We start from the raw sequence: 17,159 nt of genomic DNA, 5'->3' as shown, positions 1-17,159 counted from the left end.
CGCAAGTGCATAAGTTTGGTTGGCGTTAACCACTGGGGCGTGCCGTATAACGTTGGCGATGCTGGTCAGTGACGGTTCAGGGGCTGAGCGTTTTATGTGCGCTCTAGCTCACCTGCTTGGCCAATTGGAAATCCATGTATTCGTAAGCGATGCGGTGCGCCTGCTCAGTGTCGAAAGCATCGCCCGACAGGGCGCCGCGCAACCACAAACCGTCAATGAGGGCTGCCAGGCCTCGAGCTGCACTGCGCGCGTCATCGAGCGGCAATACACGGCGGAACTGGCAGCACAGGTTGGAATACAGACGGTGATCGTTGATCCGCTGCAACCTGTGCAGTGACGGGTGGTGCATGCTGGTGGCCCAGAAGGCCAGCCAGGTTTTCATTGCCGGGCCATTGACCTGGCTGGCGTCGAAGTTGCCTTCGATAATCACCTGGAGGTGGGCCCGCGGGCTGCTGTCCTCCAGGGCCTGACGGCGCGCGGTGACGTTCACGCTGAGGACACTCATCAGGTACTGCGCCGTGGCGGCGATCAGGCCGTTCTTGTCCTGAAAGTAGTGACTGATGATGCCATTCGAGACACCGGCCAAACGGGCGATCAGCGCAATGCTGGCGTCCCCCATTCCGACCTGATCCACCGCCTGCAGCGTGGCTTGGATCAACTGCTGACGGCGGATGGGTTGCATACCGACCTTGGGCATCTTGCACATCTCCTTAGGCCTTACCGGCGGACGTAAAAGGTCTCGGATTGACGTCCAGTCTATTTTGTTTTGATTGAACGTTCAATCAACAAAAAATAAGTCCGACGACAAGTCGTCGCTTTCAACATGGCGCTCAAACAAAAACGCCGCGATCTTTTCGCGGCGTTTTTGGGTGTGTTGCCTTACCCCAGGTTCTTGCCGAGCAGTGCGTGGTACAGCTCGCTGTCACCCAGAATCCCCACCACCTTGTTGTTATCGTGCAGCACCAGCTTGTTGCCGGTCTGGTAACGAATCTGCAGCGCGTCGCGCATGCCGATGTTGGAGTCCACCAGTGTTGGTCGACGACCCAAGCCTTCAACCGCTTGCCCGGGAATCCAGTTCTGCAGGTCCAGGCTTGCGCCGTTCTGGCGTGCGCCTTTGATGGTGTTGCCTTCGGCCAGGTCCAGCCACGAATCGCCACCTGGATCGAGGCACACCGAACCGTTGATGCGCTTGCAGTTGTCCAGGGTGCGCATCAGGCTGCGCCCGCACAGCACGTTCAGCGGATTGGTGTGGGCGACGAAGGTGCGGACGTAGTCGTCCGCAGGATTGAGGACGATTTCTTCCGGCTTGCTGTACTGGACGATCCGACCGTCTTTCATGATTGCGATACGGCTGCCCAGCTTCAGTGCTTCATCGAGGTCGTGGCTCACGAACACGATGGTTTTGTTCAGCTTGCTTTGCAGCTCCAGCAGTTCGTCCTGCAGACCCTGGCGGATCAGCGGATCGAGGGCCGAGAACGGTTCGTCCATCAGCAGGATGTCGGCATCCATTGCCAGCGCACGGGCCAGGCCCACACGTTGTTGCATGCCGCCGGAAAGCTCGTCGGGCTTCTTGTTGCGCCACTGGGTCAGGCCCACCAGTTCGAGTTTCTCATCGACCAGCTTTTTGCGTTCCTTCTCCGGACGTCCCTGCATTTCCAGACCAAAACTGATGTTCTCGCGAACGGTCAGCCACGGCATCAGGGCGAACTTCTGGAACACCATCGCAATGCGCTTGGTGCGCATCATTTTCAGTTCCGCCGGGGTGCAGGACGCGATGTCGATCTGCTTGCCTTCGTGCTCGACAAACAACTTGCCACGGCTGACGGTGTTGAGGCCATTGATGCAACGCAGCAAGCTGGATTTGCCAGAGCCGGACAGGCCCATCAGCACGCAGATTTCACCCTTCTCGACGTCCAGGCTGGCCTTTTCGACGCCGACAATCTGCCCGGTCTTTTTCAGGATCTGGTCGCGGGTCATGCCCTGATCGAGGAGTTTGAGCGCCTCGCGCGGGTCTTTGGAGAAGATTACGTCGACGTCTTCGAAGCGAATAATGCTCATGCGTCACCCCCTACTTTAGCGTCGGGTTGTTTGCAGATACGGTCGAGCATGATCGCCAGCAAAACGATCGCCAGGCCCGCTTCGAAGCCCAGGGCGATATCAGCAGTGTTCAGTGCGTTGACCACGGGTTTGCCCAGGCCGTCGGCGCCCACCAGTGCCGCGATCACCACCATCGACAACGACAGCATGATGCACTGGGTGATACCGGCCGCGATGCTTGGCATGGCGTAGGGCAGTTCGATGCGCGCGAGCAGCTGACGGCGCGAGCAGCCAAAGGCTTTGCCGGCGTCCATCAATTCTGCGGGAACATCACGGATACCCAGGTAGGTCAGGCGAATGGGCGCGGCAATCGCGAACACCACCGTGGAGATCAGGCCCGGGACCACACCCAGACCGAAGAGGGTCAGGGTAGGAATGAGGTACACGAAGGTCGGCACGGTCTGCATCAGATCGAGTACCGGCCGCATCAGTGTGTAAAACATCGGTTTATGCGCGGCGACGATGCCTAACGGCACGCCGATGACCACGCAGACCAGGGTGGCGAACAACACCTGGGCAAGGGTTTCCATGGTTTCTTGCCAGTACCCCAGGTTGAGGATCAGCAGGAAGGAGGCGATGACAAAAACGGTCAGGCCCCACTTGCGTTGAATAAAGTGTGCCAGTAGCGCGATGAGGCCGATCAATGCCAGCGGGTTGAACCAGGTCAGCGCAAAAGTCACGCCGTGGATCATCGTTTCCAGTGACAGGGCGATGGCGTCGAAGGTGCTGGCGCCGTTTTGCGTCAACCATTCAACGAAACCTGCGATGTACTGGCCTAAAGGTATTTTCTGATCAATCAGCATGGTAGTGAACGTCCGCATGCAAGGAAATTAACAGCCCGGACGGCCGAAACCGTCCGGCGTAAGCGATGCTTCCTAATTCAAGGCTGCGCGAGCTTGGCTTTCACGGCCTCCAGGCCTGGTTTACCGTCAATGGTGGTCACGCCAGCGAGCCAGGTATCGAGCACCTGTGGATTCTTTTTCAGCCAGGCCTTGGCGGCCGCGTCAGGCTTCATTTTGTCGTCCAGGACGTTGCCCATCAGCGTGCTTTCCATGTCGAGGGTGAACGCCAGGTTTTTCAGCAGCTGACCCACGTTGCTGCATTCCTGGGCGTAGCCCTTGCGGGTGTTGGTGAAGATGGTCGCCTGACCGAAGTTCGGGCCGAAGAAATCGTCGCCGCCGGTCAGGTACTTCATCTTGAAACGCGTGTTCATCGGGTGCGGTTCCCAGCCCAGGAACACCACGGCGGTGTTGCGGCGCTGGGCGCGATCGACTTGCGAGAGCATGCCTGCCTCGCTGGATTCGACCACCTTGAAGCCGGCGTCTTTCAAGCCGAAGGCGTTCTTGTCGATCATGCTCTGAATCAGGCGGTTGCCATCGTTGCCCGGTTCGATGCCGTAGATCTTGCCGTCGAGTTCTTTCTTGAACTTGGCGATGTCGGCGAAATCTTTCAGACCCTTGTTATACAACTCTTCGGGGACGGCGAGTGTGTATTTTGCGTTTTCCAGGTTGGCGCGCAGGGTGTCCACGGTGCCAGCATCGCGGTAGGCCTTGATGTCGTTTTCCATGGTCGGCATCCAGTTACCCAGGAAGACGTCCATGTTCTTGCCATCGGCCAGGGACTTGTAGGTCACCGGCACGGAAATCATCGTGGTCTTGGTCTTGTAGCCCAGGGCATCGAGCACGACGCTGGTGGTGGCGGTAGTCACGGTAATGTCAGTCCAGCCGACATCGGAGAAGTTTACGGTTTTACACTGAGCCGGTTCGGCGGCTTGCGCCAGAAACGGCAGACTCAGCATGGCGGCCAACAACAACGGCGGGGAACCTTTCATGAATGGACTCCTTGGTGTTTTTTTTGGCAGTGTTCCGACTGGACCACCGCACTTATAGGTTGCGGTTGGATGGCGTTTTGGAGACATCTCTACCACGGCGCCTTGCAATCGAGTCGATACGATCATGTACCAGTGAAAATCTGACGCCTACAGGGTGCGTCGTAACCAGTACAGGGAGGGTCGCATCCAGTGTCGGTGACGTCGCTTACAGCTTTTTTCAGCCCTGTTCGCGGTTCTGAACCGCAAAAAAACGGCGAAAACATCGCGTAAAACGCACGCGGCGTTTGTGGACAAGAGTACGTCGGTGTCAGACGTCGAATGACCCGGTAAAAGCCTGATGATGCAGCCATACCGGCGGATTGCAGCTTGAGCGTAGCAGCTCCGTCACCAGGCGCTTTTGCGTCTGGAGTTGGCACATCCAGGAGTTTGGCAGTAATGGCTATCAGCGTTTTCGACCTGTTCAAAATCGGTATTGGCCCTTCCAGTTCGCACACCGTGGGGCCCATGCGGGCCGCGGCGTTGTTCGTGCAAGGTGTGCGTGAGCAGGGGCTTTTGGAGCAAGTGCGGCGCGTCGAGGTTCAGCTGTATGGGTCGCTGTCGGCCACCGGCATCGGTCACGGCAGCGATAACGCGGTGATCATGGGGCTGATGGGCGAGTGGCCGGACGCGATCGATCCGTCGCAGATCGGCCTGCGCATCGCCACCCTGCGCGAAACCGACACGCTGTTGCTTGATGGGCGTTTGCCGGTGTCGTTCATCTGGGCCCGGGACATGCGCCTGATCGACGAAAACCTGCCATTCCACCCCAACGCCATGACCCTGGTTGCCGAGGGCGATGACGGTGAGCTGCATCGCGACACCTACTATTCCATCGGTGGCGGGTTTGTCGTCGATGAAGCACAAGCCAGCAGCGGTGTGGTGGACCTGGATCGCACGGTGTTGCCGTACGATTTCTCCAGCGCCGTCGAGCTGCTCAGTCTCTGCAAGCAGCACAACCTGCGTGTTGCCGAATTGATGATGGCCAACGAGAAGGTCTGGCGCAGCGAAGAAGAAATCCGTGCCGGCCTGATGACGCTCTGGCGCGCGATGCAAGATTGCGTCGAACAGGGCCTCAAGCACGAAGGCATCCTGCCCGGCGGCCTGAATGTGCGTCGGCGCGCGGCCAGGCTGCACCGTAGCCTGCAGGAGTTGAACAAGCCCAACGTGATTGGCTCGACGCTGAGCGCCATGGAGTGGGTCAACCTGTTCGCCCTGGCGGTCAATGAAGAAAACGCCGCGGGCGGGCGCATGGTCACGGCACCGACCAACGGCGCGGCGGGAATCATTCCGGCGGTCCTGCATTACTTTATGAAGTTCAGCGAGGCGGTGACTGACGCCAACGTGGTCGACTATTTCCTCAGTGCGGCAGCGGTGGGGATTCTGTGCAAAAAGAACGCTTCGATTTCCGGTGCGGAAGTCGGTTGCCAGGGTGAGGTTGGATCGGCTTGCGCCATGGCGGCGGCTGGACTGGCCGAGATCCTCGGTGCCACCCCGGAGCAATTGTGCAATGCGGCGGAAATCGGCCTGGAGCACAACCTCGGGCTGACCTGTGATCCGGTGGGTGGACTGGTGCAGGTGCCCTGCATCGAGCGCAATGCGATTGCGGCGGTGAAGGCGATCAACGCGGCACAGATGGCGCTGCGGGGCGACGGTCAGCACTTTATCTCGCTGGACCGGGTGATCCGCACGATGCGTGATACCGGGGCGGATATGCATGACAAATATAAAGAGACATCGCGGGGGGGGTTGGCGGTTAGCGCGGTGGAGTGTTGATTCAGTAAGACCGCGTCGCCTTCGTTCGCGGGCAAGCCTCGCTCCTACAAGGGCAATACAAAACCTGTAGGCGCGAGGCTTGCCCGCGAAGGCGCCAGACCAGTCAAAACTGCGCACTAAATGAACACCCGATTCAAAACGCGCCACGTTTTGGCGCGTCGCTTACAGATAAGCGACTTCACCTGGATCACGGATCCACGTTGGCCATTACCGCCTGTCACCTGTGCTTGTGGTGACACTCTTCACCAGGTCGCCGTAGCCCTGTTCCCACAAGTGCTACCGATTTGCTCACGCCCAACGGGGCAGAGCGCCTTTCGCCGATAATGGCACTTATAACCCCCACTCGCAGCGCGGCTTATACAGACACATCACGACGTCGTTTTCAGGAGTTATTGAACGCGCATTCAATTTTAGGCATGGCAATTGCTCTGTCATTACAAAGCCCGTCTCCCACGCGAGAACGATGGCCATAACAAGAGCCTCCGCCTGAGGCCATCACCCGCTTTGTGTGAGGAGATTCTGCGATGACGACGTTCAACTCCGGGGCTCAACCCCAGAACCGTGCGCCTCAATCCATCGGCTTTCTGCTGCTGGACAATTTCACGCTTATTTCTCTGGCCTCCGCAGTGGAACCCCTGCGCATGGCCAACCAATTGTCCGGTCGCGAGCTGTATCGCTGGACCACGATCACCGTCGACGGCGGTCAGGTCTGGGCCAGTGACGGTCTGCAGATCACCCCCGATTGCTCCATGCACAAAGCGCCCGCCCTGGACACCATCATTGTCTGCGGCGGTATCGGCATTCAACGCACGGTTACCCGCGAACACGTGTCGTGGCTGCAAAGCCAGGCGCGTCAGTCCCGCCGTCTCGGCGCGGTGTGCACCGGCAGCTGGGCCCTGGCGTGCGCCGGTCTGCTGGACGGCTTCGACTGCAGCGTGCACTGGGAATGCCTGGCCTCGATGCAGGAAGCTTTCCCGCGTGTAGCCATGAGTACTCGTCTGTTCACCCTCGACCGTAACCGTTTCACCAGTTCTGGTGGCACCGCACCGCTGGACATGATGCTGCACCTGATCAGCCGCGATCACGGGCGTGAGCTGTCGGCCGCAATCTCGGAAATGTTTGTCTACGAGCGCATCCGCAACGAGCAGGATCATCAGCGTGTGCCGCTCAAGCACATGCTCGGCACCAACCAGCCGAAACTGCAGGAAATCGTCGCGCTGATGGAGGCCAACCTGGAAGAGCCGATCGACCTCGACGAACTGGCGGTGTATGTCGCCGTGTCGCGTCGTCAGCTGGAGCGGCTGTTCCAGAAGTACCTGCACTGCTCGCCGTCGCGTTACTACCTGAAACTGCGCCTGATCCGCGCTCGGCAGTTGCTCAAGCAAACGCCGATGTCGATCATCGAAGTGGCATCGGTGTGCGGCTTTGTGTCTACGCCGCACTTCTCCAAGTGCTATCGCGAATACTTCGGCATTCCGCCGCGTGACGAACGCGTCGGTTCCAACACCGCGCAGCAAGTGGCGATGATGCCACTGCCGCAAGCACTGGTGCTGTCGCCGTTGTCCGGGCCGTTGTCGGCGTTGAGTCAGGCGCGCAATGAGTCGACGTTTGCTAGCGTAAGGCTGTAGACCGAGGCGCCTGTATCGCGGGCAAGCCCGCTCCCACAGATTCTGTGTCGATGTATCAATTGTGGAAACGACGCAGACTACTGTGGGAGCGGGCTTGCCCGCGATGGCGATTTATCAGGCGCTACGGCTTTGCTGGTACTGCGCCAATGCCGGCAGCAATTGCTTGTCGATAGCCTGGCGCACCGCCGGCAGGATGGTCGCGCTGCTGGTGTACATCTGCTTGACCATGGTCCGCAGTGTCATCGCCCGTTCATCGTTCAAGCCTCGCACCGCACACTCGCAAGCCTGCTCGGCAGTGGAGCCGCTCGGTACTTGAAAACCCAACGACTTCAGCTGGCCCAACAGGTCTTCCTGGTCAATCAAATCGGCGTGCATCATGACGCAATCCTTCTTCAGGGAACGTTGTCTTGGCTCGATTCTGGTTGGGGCGCGGATTGGCGGCAAGGGCGATTTGTCGCAATGGCCGCAATGACTATGAACATGTCGTTTTCGGCTAACTTGCCAGAGAGAGGAGGGGGCACACTGGATTCAGCTGGCTTCACGAAGGTTTGGTCACCCTCGCGCAACGGCTCCTCAACAGTACCCACCTCTGCCCCGATCCTGTCACGGCTTGATCGGGGTTTTTTTTGCCTGTGAATCCAGAGGTTTTGTGTTGCCTGTGCGGGCGCCATCGCGGGCAAGCCCGCTCCCACAGGATCGGGGGTGCGCGGACTTGGCGAACGACACGAAACCTGTGGGAGCGTGGCTTGCCCGCGATGAACGATGACGCGGTTTAGCGTTGCAACACGAGGATTCGCGACAACAATTCATCCCGGTCAACATAGCAACCCTGGAAATGCCGGGCGCCAGTGGCCGGGTCGAAGGCATTGCGGGCGTGGAGGGTACGGCGGTTGTCGAAACACCACAGCTCCCCGGGGTTGAGCCTTTGCATCAACCGGAATCGAGGCTCGCGGGTCATGGCAATAAAGCGCCGGTAAGCACGATACAGCTTGGGCATCTGTTCCGCCGACGCATCGAACGGGCCGCGCAGGAAGTTCGCCATGCGGATCTCCGACACCTGTCCCAAAGCGTCCAAAGCGATGATCGGCGCGAGACGGCGGTAGTCGCTATGACGATCCTTGTTGCGAAACTCCACGGGAATTTCACACAAGGCTTGAAACGCTTCGGGGTCTTCCTGGCGCAACGCTTCGGCGATGGCAAAACCGTCGACAAAAATACTCTCGCCGCCATCGGCGTCATTCACCAGGCAGTGCAGAAATTGCAGCCCCGGTTGCAGCTCCCGGGTCGGCAGGTCGCTGTGCAGCGGCAGGTTGAAGGCGGTGTAGGCATTGCTGTCGGCATCGGCCTTGGATTGCACGTTGAATAACACACCGAAATTGCTCTCGCGGATGAAGGAAATCCGCTGGGCGATCAGCTTCAACGAGCCGGGCTCGGTGGGCACGCCACGGACCTGGGTCAGGCCGATGTCGCGCAACGCCAGCAGCCATTGCAACAAGGCGTCGTTGTCGTTCATCAGCGCCTGGTAGTCGAACACCGGCAACTGCAAATCGCTGTTCCAAAGCCTGGCCTGCGGTTTTCCGGCACGGCGCTCGGTGCGGGACTCATCGTCATAGGCGTGGGCTCGTAGCCAGCCCGGATCGAAGCGACTGCGGTGGCCGTCCTGCCATGCGACGCAGAGGCAACCTTCAGCATCGACGCTCGTCTCTGCAGGCATCAGATCGTCTTCGACATCGACGATTTCCAGTACCTGCTCGCGAGTCACCGTGTACACGCAGAGCGGGCACGGGCAGTTGTCCCGCAGCCATTGGTGATGAAAGGGGCTGACGCGGTCATCGGCCCATTTCACCAGGACGCGATCTGCCAGGGTCTGCACGCAAGCCAGCGCGCTGATCAACGGATAGGTACGGAAGTCGGCAAAAGCGGCGGCAGTGTTCAATGGCGATCTCCTTGTTCGGTAGTGGTTATTTTGCCGGGGGCAGTGCGATCACGCGGCCAATGCAGGCGGGGGCGGGCAAGTCGGCCTGCTCGGCGACGATGGCTTGCAGTTTGCTCAAGGTCTCTGCACTGAAAGGCGCGGATCGCGGCCCGGCGAGGTCGACGTGCAGCAGCATTTGCTCATTGCCCGCCAGTTCCTTGTCATCGCCCACCAGGTGCAGGCTGTGGTAGAGGTGCAGGCGTTTGCTGTCGTGGCCGATGATTTGGGTATGCACTTCGACCTCGGCATCGAGCTTCACTTCGTGCAGGTAGTTGAGGTGCAGTTCGAGGGTGAACAGCGAGTTGCCGCTGGCTTCGCGGTTGTTGCTGTCCATGCCCAGCCGATCCATCAGCGCGTCGGTGGCGTAGCTGAAGATCAGCAGGTAGAAGGCATCGCGCAGGTGGCCGTTGTAGTCGACCCAGTCGGGGATGATTGTGGTTTGGTAGGTGGTGAGGGTGGGCATGTTTTTCTGTTCCGATATGGGTGGTGACTGGACTGACGCTTTCGCGGGCAAGCCCGCTCCCACAGTGACTTGAGGTGTGAATACAATCTATGCCACACAGCCAATCCCTGTGGGAGCGGGCTTGCCCGCGAAGGGGCCGGTCCTGCTGGCTAATTACTCGCTGAACGCCATCCCATGCTTCTCTTTGGTGGTCTTCACCGCCTCCAGCACCGCCAGCAGGCAATCATCACGATAGCGCTCCAGCGCCGAAATGCTGTGCGTGCCCAACTGGTCACTGGTCCCGTCCACCACATCGTCGATCAACTTGTCAGTCAGCTCCGGCGCCTGCAGGTACGTCCACGGCAACTGCAATGCCGGGCCGAACTGCGCCATGAAGTGGCGCATGCCTGCATCGCCTCCGGCCAGGGTGTAAGTCAGGAATGTACCCATGAACGACCAGCGCAGACCGGCGCCAAAACGAATCGCATCGTCGATTTCACCGGTGGTCGCCACGCCGTCGTTGACCAGGTGCAGGGCCTCACGCCACAGCGCCTCGAGCAAGCGGTCGGCGATAAAGCCCGGTACTTCCTTGCGCACATGCAGCGGACGCATCCCTAAGGATTCGTAAACTTTCATGGCTGCCTGCACGGCTTCAGGGGCAGTGTTTTTGCCACCCACCACTTCCACCAACGGCAACAGATAAACCGGGTTGAACGGGTGCCCGACCACGCAGCGTTCCGGGTGGGTCGAGCTCTCGTAGAATTCACTCGGCAGCAGGCCGGAGGTGCTGGAACCGATCAGAGCATTTGGCTTGGCCGCCGCGCTGATTTTGCTGTGCAGTTCCAGTTTCAGGTCCAGACGTTCCGGAGCGCTTTCCTGAATGAAATCCGCATCGCGCACGCATTCTTCAATGGTGGCGACAAAGCGCAAGCGATCCTGTGATGCTCCGGGTGCCAGGCCTTGTTTTTCCAGCGCGCCCCAGGCATTGGCGACGCGTTTGCGCAGGGCCGCCTCGGCGCCGGGCGCCGGGTCCCAGGCCACCACGTCGAGGCCGTGGGCGAGGGCACGGGAGACCCAGCCGCTGCCGATGACACCGCTGCCGAGGGCGGCGAAGGTTTTGATTTCGGTGATAAAGGTCATGGCGACGTCCTAAAGAATTCGGTGATCCCCTGTAGGAGCCGGCTTGCCGGCGAAGGCGATTTCAGCACCGCCAAACATTGCGGCGGATGTCCTGGCCTCTTCGCCGGCAAGCCGGCTCCTACAGGGGGTATGTGTGGTTTAGCCGCGCTTGGTCAGGCCCATTTTTGCCCGACCTTCAGCCGGCGTCAGCACCCGGGCGCCGAGGCGGCTGAGGATTTCGCTGGCGCGTTCGACCAGTTGGCCGTTGGTCGCCAGTACGCCTTTGTCCAGCCACAGGTTGTCTTCCAGGCCGACCCGTACGTTGCCGCCCAGCAACACGGCTTGTGCGGCCATCGGCATTTGCATGCGACCGATGCCGAACCCGGCCCAGACCGCGTCTGCCGGCAGGTTGTCGACCATGGCTTTCATGGTGGTGGTGTCCGCCGGGGCGCCCCACGGAATGCCCAGGCACAGCTGGAACAGCGGGTTATCAAGCAGGCCTTCCTTGATCATCTGCTTGGCAAACCACAGGTGACCGGTGTCGAAGATTTCCAGCTCGGCCTTCACGCCCAGCTCTTGAATGCGTTTGGCGCCAGCGCGCAGCTGGGCCGGGGTGGACACGTAGATGGTGTCGCCGTCGCCGAAGTTCAGGGTGCCGCAATCGAGGGTGCAGATTTCCGGCAGCAATGCTTCGACGTGGGCCAGACGGGTCAGCGGGCCGACCAGGTCGGTATTGGGGCCGAACTCCATCGGGTTCTCGCCGGCACCGATTTCCAGGTCGCCGCCCATGCCGGCGGTGAGGTTGACGATGATGTCGACGTCCGCCTCGCGGATGCGCTCCATCACTTCGCGATACAGCGCCACGTCGCGGCTGAATTTGCCGGTTTGCGGGTCGCGAACGTGGCAGTGAACCACGGTGGCACCGGCCTTGGCGGCTTCCACGGCGGCCGCGGCGATTTGTTTCGGGGTGACCGGCACGTGTGGGCTTCTGGCGGTCGTGTCGCCAGCACCGGTGAGTGCGCAGGTGATGATGACGTCGTGGTTCATGAGGGGGGTTCCTTGCAGGCGTGATGATTCCGTCCGCAGCCCGGTCAGGCTGCGAATCGGTGGTTCAATCGGGTTTATTGGGTGGTCAATTTCAGGTTTTCAGCCGCCGGTTTGCCATCGAAGGTGGTCACGCCTTCGAGCCAGCGTTGTTTGTCTTGCGGGTGATCCTTCAACCATTGCCTGGCCGATTCGAAAGCGTCCTTGTGCTCCAGCAACGGCTGCATCATCCGGCTCTCGTCTTCGGCGGTGTAGGTCAGGTTGCTCAGTAAACGACCAATGTTCGGGCACTGTTCGGCGTATGTCGGCGAGGTAACGGTCCAGACCGTGGCCATGCCTTCGTTCGGGCCCAGGGCGTCTTCGCTGCCAGTGAGGTAAGTCATCTGCACGTTGACGTTCATCGGGTGTGGCGCCCAACCGAAGAACACCACCGCTTCCTTGCGCCGCACGGCGCGATCCACCGCGGCGAGCATGCCGGCCTCACTGGACTCGACCAGCTGGAACTTGCCGAGGCCAAACTGATTCTTGGCGATCATCGCCTTGATCTGGGTGTTGGCGCCGGAGCCAGGCTCGATGCCGTAGATCTTGCCGCCCAGCTCTTTCTGGAACCTGGCGATGTCGGCAAAGGTTTTCAGGCCCTTGTCGGCGAGGTAAGTCGGAACAGCGAGGGTGGCACGGGCATCTTTCAGGCTGGGCGCTTCCAGAACCTTGACTTGATTGGCCTGGACGAAAGGCGTGATGGTCTGGGTCATCAACGGGTTCCAGTAGCCCAGGAACAGGTCCAGGCGCTGGTCGCGGATCCCGGCGAAGATGATTTGCTGGGATGCGCTGGTTTGTTTGGTGTTGTAGCCGAGGCCGTCGAGCAGCACCTGGGTCATGGCGCTGGTGGCGATCACGTCGGTCCAGTTCACGACGCCCATGCGCACGTTCTGGCACGATGCGGGTTCGGCCGCCATGACACTGGCGCTCAAGAAAGCGGTACCGCTGAGTGCAAGAACACAGCTGCTGATCAGTCGTTTCATGTCGGGTTCCTCGGCAGACGTTATTGTGGGTTCCGGCATCTTCATGCGCCGGTGATGCCAAGTTACGCAGCTAAGCCCCCATGAAAGCGCACTGCGGCGACCAGCTCTTGCACTGCAGCGACCTGTGCTCTTGAATGCCGCGTGCAACTGGCGTATCAACGTCGACACGCTTCCCGCCTCTCGTTACCTGCCAGTCGAGTGCGCTCCATGTCCCAGGATTTCTACTTTTTGTTGATGCCGGGTTTTTCGGCCATCGGTTTTATCTCGGCCATCGAGCCGCTGCGGGTCGCCAATCGCTTTCGTGGCGAGCTGTATCGCTGGCATGTGCTGAGCGCCGACGGTGGCGCGGTATTGGCCAGCAACGGCATGTCGGTCAACGCCGACGCCGCGCTGGAACCGCTGAAAAAAGGTGCAACGCTATTGGTGGTCGCCGGCTTCGAACCCCTGAAGTTCGCCACCCCGGCACTGGAGCACTGGCTGCGCCGACTGGACAACGAAGGCGTGACCCTCGGCGCCATCGACACCGGCAGCTTCGTCCTCGCCGAGGCCGGCCTGCTCGACGGCCATCGCCTGACCTTGCACTGGGAAGCCATCGACGCCTTCAAGGAGTCCTACCCGCAGCTCAGCGTTACCCAGGAGCTGTTCGAGATCGACCGGCGCCGTATCACCAGCGCGGGCGGCACCGCTTCCATCGACCTGATGCTCGACCTCATCGCCCAGGCCCACGGCCCGGAACTGGCGATCCAGGTCAGCGAACAATTCGTGCTCGGTCGCATCCGCCCACGCAAAGACCACCAGCGCATGGAAGTCGCCACGCGTTATGGCATCAGCAACAAGAAACTCGTTCACGTTATTGGCGAAATGGAACAGCACAGCGAACCGCCGATGAGCACGCTGGAACTGGCGGAATCGATCAAGGTGACGCGGCGGCAGTTGGAGCGGTTGTTTCGCCTACATCTGAATGACACGCCGAGCAACTTCTACCTGCGCTTGCGGCTGGAAAAGGCCCGGCAGTTATTGCGTCAGACCGACATGAGCGTGCTGGAGGTGAGTATCGCGTGCGGGTTTGAGTCGCCGTCGTATTTCACCCGCAGTTATCGGGCGCGGTTTGCGCGGTGCCCGCGGGAAGACCGACGACAACGCCAAAAAGCATGACGCTAATCCCTGTAGGAGCTGGCTTGCCAGCGAAGACGGTCTATCAGCCAATACATGTGTCGACTGACACGCCGCCTTCGCTGGCAAGCCAGCTCCTACAGATCTGCGTCGTTACTGCTTCATCAGCGCTGAACACGCCGCCTTGTAAGCCTCATGCTGATACTTGTTCAACGTCGTCGGCAGCGCAAAATCAAACTTCTTGTTCTGCGCATTGATCGTCTGCGGCGACAGCAGCGTCACCTCGCAATTCTCCAGCAACTGGAAAACCCCTTCGATCTTGAACGTGGTCGGCCCACCGGCAAATTCGCCTTTCTTGCTGCGTTTCTTGATCGCGATCCGATCGATGGAATGCTCGCGCACAAACGACGCCACTTGAGCAGCAAACACTTTGACGTTCGCCGCCTCGTCGTCATCGTCGAGGGCGATTTTCTTGGTGCCCAGGGCGGCATGGCTCAGCACCTGACCGTCGAGGGAAGCCACTGCGATAATCGCTTCGCTGCCTTTGATTTCGATGCCGCAGATGTTCATTTCAATCCCTTTTCCTGATGCTGGAGTTGAGCTTACAGCTCTAGTTGGTTGGCGGTGATGCCAAACGCCGCGGCAATTTTCTCACGTGTCGCCTTGCGAGGCTTGGCGACGGTTTCTTGCTGGGCGAAAGCCGGCTGGGAGATGCCCATGCGTTTGGCCACTTCGTCCTGTGTAAGGTTCAGGTGTTCGCGCCAGGCCCTGATCGGGGGTGCGCCGTCGATGATAAGGCTGACTACTTCGTGCGGGATCAAATCATTCTCCATACTTATGTTCTTACTCCTGCCCGATCGACTCCAAAAACTCCGACCGTTCATCACTCATCCGCGCCACGCAATCATTCTGCGCAATGGTGAACGCCTTGCTACCGCTGGTCGCCGGAAACGCCTCGACTGCGCAATCGGTGTCCCGGGTTTTCAGCCACTGTTGCTGGGCCGCCTTGAGCTTGGTGGTGATGTCGGTCAGTTGCGCCGGGTTCTTGCCGTAGCGCATCTGCATGCGCTCGGTCAGGCTTTTGTAGTTTTCGCTCAGCAGGTCTTCGGCAGTGGTTCTGCTGTAGGCCGAGCACTCGAGGGTCTGAATGTCGTTTTCGACGGCGTCGCAGGGGTTGTCGTCGGCCTCTTCAGCCGCCTGCGCGCCGGTCGCTATCAGTGCTAAAGCCAGAAAGATCGATTTCATTGCGTCGCCGCCCCTAAATCCAGTGAAAAAATCCAGTGATGCAACGGATTCTGGCGCAAGCCGACGGGCTTGAACAGGTGGCTTATCCGGCCGGTGGACGGCCCTTTGTCGCGGATTGACGCTTTCGGCAATTCCCCTGTCGTTTTTGCACCCGGCTGCCAAGGCACCGAGGCATATGCTGGCCCCAAAGCGCCGGCACACGATTCGGCGCATGAATCGCCAATAGGGGACAGCCTGATGAGCCCAGCCGAATTGCACGCCGACAGCATCGTTATTGACGGGCTGATTATTGCCAAGTGGAACCGCGAGCTGTTTGAAGACATGCGCAAGGGCGGTCTGACCGCGGCCAACTGCACCGTGTCGGTGTGGGAGGGCTTCCAGGCCACCGTCAACAACATCGCCGCCAGCCAGAAGCTGATCCGCGAGAACAGCGACCTGGTGATTCCGGTGCGCACCACCGCCGACATCCGCAAGGCCAAGGAGCAGGGCAAGACCGGCATCCTCTTCGGCTTCCAGAATGCCCACGCCTTCGAAGACCAGATCGGCTATGTCGAGGTGTTCAAGCAGCTGGGCGTGGGTATTGTGCAGATGTGCTACAACACCCAGAACCTGGTCGGTACCGGTTGCTACGAGCGCGATGGCGGCCTGTCAGGCTTCGGTCGCGAGATCGTCGCCGAGATGAACCGCGTCGGGGTCATGTGCGACCTGTCCCACGTCGGTTCCAAGACGTCCGAGGAAGTCATCCTCGAATCGAAGAAACCGGTCTGCTACTCCCATTGCCTGCCGTCGGGCCTGAAAATCCACCCGCGCAACAAGTCCGATGAAGAGCTGAAGTTCATTGCCGACCACGGCGGTTTCGTCGGCGTGACCATGTTCGCGCCGTTCCTGGCCAAGGGCATCGATTCGACCATCGACGATTACGCCGAAGCCATCGAATACACCATGAACATCGTCGGCGAAGACGCCATCGGCATCGGCACCGACTTCACCCAGGGCCATGGCCAGGACTTCTTCGAATACCTGACCCATGACAAGGGCTACGCCCGCCGTCTGACCAGCTTCGGCAAGATCATCAACCCGCTGGGCATCCGCACCGTCGGCGAGTTCCCGAACCTGACCGAAACCCTGCTCAAACGCGGCCATTCCGAGCGCGTGGTGCGCAAGATCATGGGCGAGAACTGGGTCAATGTCCTCAAGGACGTCTGGGGCGAATAAGCCGCCGCACTTCTGAATCCTTACCTGCGGCCATCCGCGCCGCAGGCAACACCAAAATTTTTCTGGAGTTAAGTTTCCATGGCCAAGATCGCCCCGCAATTACCCATCGAAGTCGACAGCGAAACGGGTGTCTGGACCTCCGACGCCCTGCCGATGCTGTACGTACCGCGCCACTTCTTCGTCAACAACCACATAGGCATCGAGGAAGTGCTGGGCGCCGACGCCTACGCCGACATCCTCTACAAGGCCGGCTACAAGTCCGCCTGGCACTGGTGTGAAAAAGAAGCCGAATGCCATGGCCTGGAAGGCGTCGCGGTGTTCGAGCACTACATGAAGCGCCTGTCGCAACGCGGCTGGGGCCTGTTCAAGATCCAGGACATCGACCTCGACAAAGGCACCGCCAGCGTCAAGCTCGAGCACTCCGCGTTCGTCTACGTGTACGGCAAGGTCGGACGCAAGGTCGACTACATGTTCACGGGCTGGTTTGCCGGGGCCATGGACCAGATCCTGCAAGCCCGCGGCAGCCAGATCCGCACGGTTGCCGAACAAGTCTACGGTGGCTCCGAAGAAGGCCACGACGACGGTTTGTTCACCGTCAAGCCGTTGTAAGACGAGG

The 17,159-nt window shown here is 60.1% G+C and carries 17 protein-coding genes and 1 pseudogene; 5 read left to right on the top strand and 13 right to left on the bottom strand.

Going from position 1 to position 17,159, the window contains the following annotated elements:
- Positions 1-103 precede the first annotated feature (103 nt).
- The 4 genes from betI to ACA062_RS31080 form a co-directional block, all read right to left on the bottom strand.
- Complete coding sequence (gene betI / locus ACA062_RS31095) at positions 104-697, bottom strand: transcriptional regulator BetI (protein ID WP_497454380.1); 594 nt, start codon at positions 695-697, stop codon at positions 104-106.
- A 182-nt stretch (positions 698-879) separates the two neighbouring features.
- Entirely contained in the window at positions 880-2,058 is a 1,179-nt protein-coding gene (choV, locus tag ACA062_RS31090; RefSeq protein WP_283181978.1) for a choline ABC transporter ATP-binding protein, read from the bottom strand.
- Positions 2,055-2,900, bottom strand: coding sequence for a choline ABC transporter permease subunit (gene choW, locus ACA062_RS31085; protein ID WP_497454379.1), 846 nt, complete (start codon positions 2,898-2,900; stop codon positions 2,055-2,057). Before choW ends, choV begins: the two co-directional genes overlap by 4 nt.
- Positions 2,901-2,977: 77 nt before the next feature.
- Positions 2,978-3,928, bottom strand: a complete 951-nt coding sequence (locus ACA062_RS31080) for a choline ABC transporter substrate-binding protein (protein WP_497454378.1) — start codon at positions 3,926-3,928, stop codon at positions 2,978-2,980.
- 435 nt (positions 3,929-4,363) lie between these two features.
- Here ACA062_RS31080 and ACA062_RS31075 point away from each other — a divergent pair, with 435 nt between their 5' ends.
- Both ACA062_RS31075 and gbdR read left to right on the top strand, forming a co-directional pair.
- Positions 4,364-5,740: an L-serine ammonia-lyase gene (locus tag ACA062_RS31075; protein WP_497454377.1), complete on the top strand. Its 1,377-nt coding sequence runs from the start codon at positions 4,364-4,366 to the stop codon at positions 5,738-5,740.
- Positions 5,741-6,264: 524 nt separating this feature from the next.
- Complete coding sequence (gene gbdR, locus ACA062_RS31070; protein WP_497454376.1) at positions 6,265-7,368, top strand: choline metabolism transcriptional regulator GbdR; 1,104 nt, start codon at positions 6,265-6,267, stop codon at positions 7,366-7,368.
- A gap of 114 nt (positions 7,369-7,482) precedes the next feature.
- Here gbdR and ACA062_RS31065 read toward each other — a convergent pair whose 3' ends face one another.
- The 6 genes from ACA062_RS31065 to choX form a co-directional block, all read right to left on the bottom strand.
- Positions 7,483-7,746 carry a hypothetical protein gene (locus ACA062_RS31065; protein WP_038981102.1) on the bottom strand — a complete coding sequence of 88 codons (264 nt, stop codon included), beginning with the start codon at positions 7,744-7,746 and terminating at the stop codon, positions 7,483-7,485.
- Between the two features lie 394 nt (positions 7,747-8,140).
- Positions 8,141-9,304 carry a gamma-butyrobetaine dioxygenase gene (locus ACA062_RS31060; RefSeq protein WP_497454375.1) on the bottom strand — a complete coding sequence of 388 codons (1,164 nt, stop codon included), beginning with the start codon at positions 9,302-9,304 and terminating at the stop codon, positions 8,141-8,143.
- Between the two features lie 25 nt (positions 9,305-9,329).
- Entirely contained in the window at positions 9,330-9,806 is a 477-nt protein-coding gene (locus ACA062_RS31055; RefSeq protein ID WP_497454374.1) for a thioesterase family protein, read from the bottom strand.
- 153 nt (positions 9,807-9,959) lie between these two features.
- A complete protein-coding gene (locus tag ACA062_RS31050) occupies positions 9,960-10,925 on the bottom strand; it encodes an L-carnitine dehydrogenase (RefSeq protein WP_497454373.1) in 966 nt (321 codons plus the stop codon).
- 138 nt (positions 10,926-11,063) lie between these two features.
- Complete coding sequence (cdhC, locus tag ACA062_RS31045) at positions 11,064-11,951, bottom strand: 3-dehydrocarnitine:acetyl-CoA trimethylamine transferase CdhC (protein WP_497454372.1); 888 nt, start codon at positions 11,949-11,951, stop codon at positions 11,064-11,066.
- 74 nt (positions 11,952-12,025) lie between these two features.
- Positions 12,026-12,970 carry a choline ABC transporter substrate-binding protein gene (gene choX / locus ACA062_RS31040; protein ID WP_497454371.1) on the bottom strand — a complete coding sequence of 315 codons (945 nt, stop codon included), beginning with the start codon at positions 12,968-12,970 and terminating at the stop codon, positions 12,026-12,028.
- A 207-nt stretch (positions 12,971-13,177) separates the two neighbouring features.
- Between choX and ACA062_RS31035 the strand changes: the two genes are divergently transcribed.
- Positions 13,178-14,125, top strand: coding sequence for a GlxA family transcriptional regulator (locus tag ACA062_RS31035; RefSeq protein ID WP_497454370.1), 948 nt, complete (start codon positions 13,178-13,180; stop codon positions 14,123-14,125).
- A 111-nt stretch (positions 14,126-14,236) separates the two neighbouring features.
- Here ACA062_RS31035 and ACA062_RS31030 read toward each other — a convergent pair whose 3' ends face one another.
- The 3 genes and pseudogenes from ACA062_RS31030 to ACA062_RS31020 form a co-directional block, all read right to left on the bottom strand.
- Positions 14,237-14,653, bottom strand: coding sequence for a DUF3010 family protein (locus tag ACA062_RS31030; RefSeq protein WP_497454369.1), 417 nt, complete (start codon positions 14,651-14,653; stop codon positions 14,237-14,239).
- Between the two features lie 32 nt (positions 14,654-14,685).
- A pseudogene (locus ACA062_RS31025) lies at positions 14,686-14,916 on the bottom strand (helix-turn-helix domain-containing protein); the annotation flags it as partial.
- 10 nt (positions 14,917-14,926) lie between these two features.
- Entirely contained in the window at positions 14,927-15,328 is a 402-nt protein-coding gene (locus ACA062_RS31020) for a lysozyme inhibitor LprI family protein (RefSeq protein WP_497454368.1), read from the bottom strand.
- A gap of 237 nt (positions 15,329-15,565) precedes the next feature.
- Here ACA062_RS31020 and ACA062_RS31015 point away from each other — a divergent pair, with 237 nt between their 5' ends.
- Together ACA062_RS31015 and ACA062_RS31010 are read left to right on the top strand one after the other, a co-directional pair.
- On the top strand, positions 15,566-16,543 hold the full coding sequence (locus ACA062_RS31015; RefSeq protein ID WP_008033250.1) for a dipeptidase: 978 nt from the start codon (positions 15,566-15,568) through the stop codon (positions 16,541-16,543).
- Positions 16,544-16,621: 78 nt separating this feature from the next.
- On the top strand, positions 16,622-17,152 hold the full coding sequence (locus ACA062_RS31010) for a DUF5943 domain-containing protein (protein WP_497454367.1): 531 nt from the start codon (positions 16,622-16,624) through the stop codon (positions 17,150-17,152).
- Positions 17,153-17,159 lie beyond the last annotated feature (7 nt).

Source organism: Pseudomonas sp. LBUM1679 (assembly GCF_059695565.1).
This window is presented reverse-complemented; position numbering and strand designations above follow the sequence as displayed.

Bases quoted from the DNA above. Each gene is read 5' to 3' on its own strand.
- betI (WP_497454380.1), bottom strand. From the start codon at position 697: ATGCCCAAGGTCGGTATGCAACCCATCCGCCGTCAGCAGTTGATCCAA.
- choV (WP_283181978.1), bottom strand. From the start codon at position 2,058: ATGAGCATTATTCGCTTCGAAGACGTCGACGTAATCTTCTCCAAAGAC.
- choW (WP_497454379.1), bottom strand. From the start codon at position 2,900: ATGCTGATTGATCAGAAAATACCTTTAGGCCAGTACATCGCAGGTTTC.
- ACA062_RS31080 (WP_497454378.1), bottom strand. From the start codon at position 3,928: ATGAAAGGTTCCCCGCCGTTGTTGTTGGCCGCCATGCTGAGTCTGCCG.
- ACA062_RS31075 (WP_497454377.1), top strand. From the start codon at position 4,364: ATGGCTATCAGCGTTTTCGACCTGTTCAAAATCGGTATTGGCCCTTCC.
- gbdR (WP_497454376.1), top strand. From the start codon at position 6,265: ATGACGACGTTCAACTCCGGGGCTCAACCCCAGAACCGTGCGCCTCAA.
- ACA062_RS31065 (WP_038981102.1), bottom strand. From the start codon at position 7,746: ATGATGCACGCCGATTTGATTGACCAGGAAGACCTGTTGGGCCAGCTG.
- ACA062_RS31055 (WP_497454374.1), bottom strand. From the start codon at position 9,806: ATGCCCACCCTCACCACCTACCAAACCACAATCATCCCCGACTGGGTC.
- ACA062_RS31050 (WP_497454373.1), bottom strand. From the start codon at position 10,925: ATGACCTTTATCACCGAAATCAAAACCTTCGCCGCCCTCGGCAGCGGT.
- cdhC (WP_497454372.1), bottom strand. From the start codon at position 11,951: ATGAACCACGACGTCATCATCACCTGCGCACTCACCGGTGCTGGCGAC.
- choX (WP_497454371.1), bottom strand. From the start codon at position 12,970: ATGAAACGACTGATCAGCAGCTGTGTTCTTGCACTCAGCGGTACCGCT.
- ACA062_RS31035 (WP_497454370.1), top strand. From the start codon at position 13,178: ATGTCCCAGGATTTCTACTTTTTGTTGATGCCGGGTTTTTCGGCCATC.
- ACA062_RS31030 (WP_497454369.1), bottom strand. From the start codon at position 14,653: ATGAACATCTGCGGCATCGAAATCAAAGGCAGCGAAGCGATTATCGCA.
- ACA062_RS31020 (WP_497454368.1), bottom strand. From the start codon at position 15,328: ATGAAATCGATCTTTCTGGCTTTAGCACTGATAGCGACCGGCGCGCAG.
- ACA062_RS31015 (WP_008033250.1), top strand. From the start codon at position 15,566: ATGAGCCCAGCCGAATTGCACGCCGACAGCATCGTTATTGACGGGCTG.
- ACA062_RS31010 (WP_497454367.1), top strand. From the start codon at position 16,622: ATGGCCAAGATCGCCCCGCAATTACCCATCGAAGTCGACAGCGAAACG.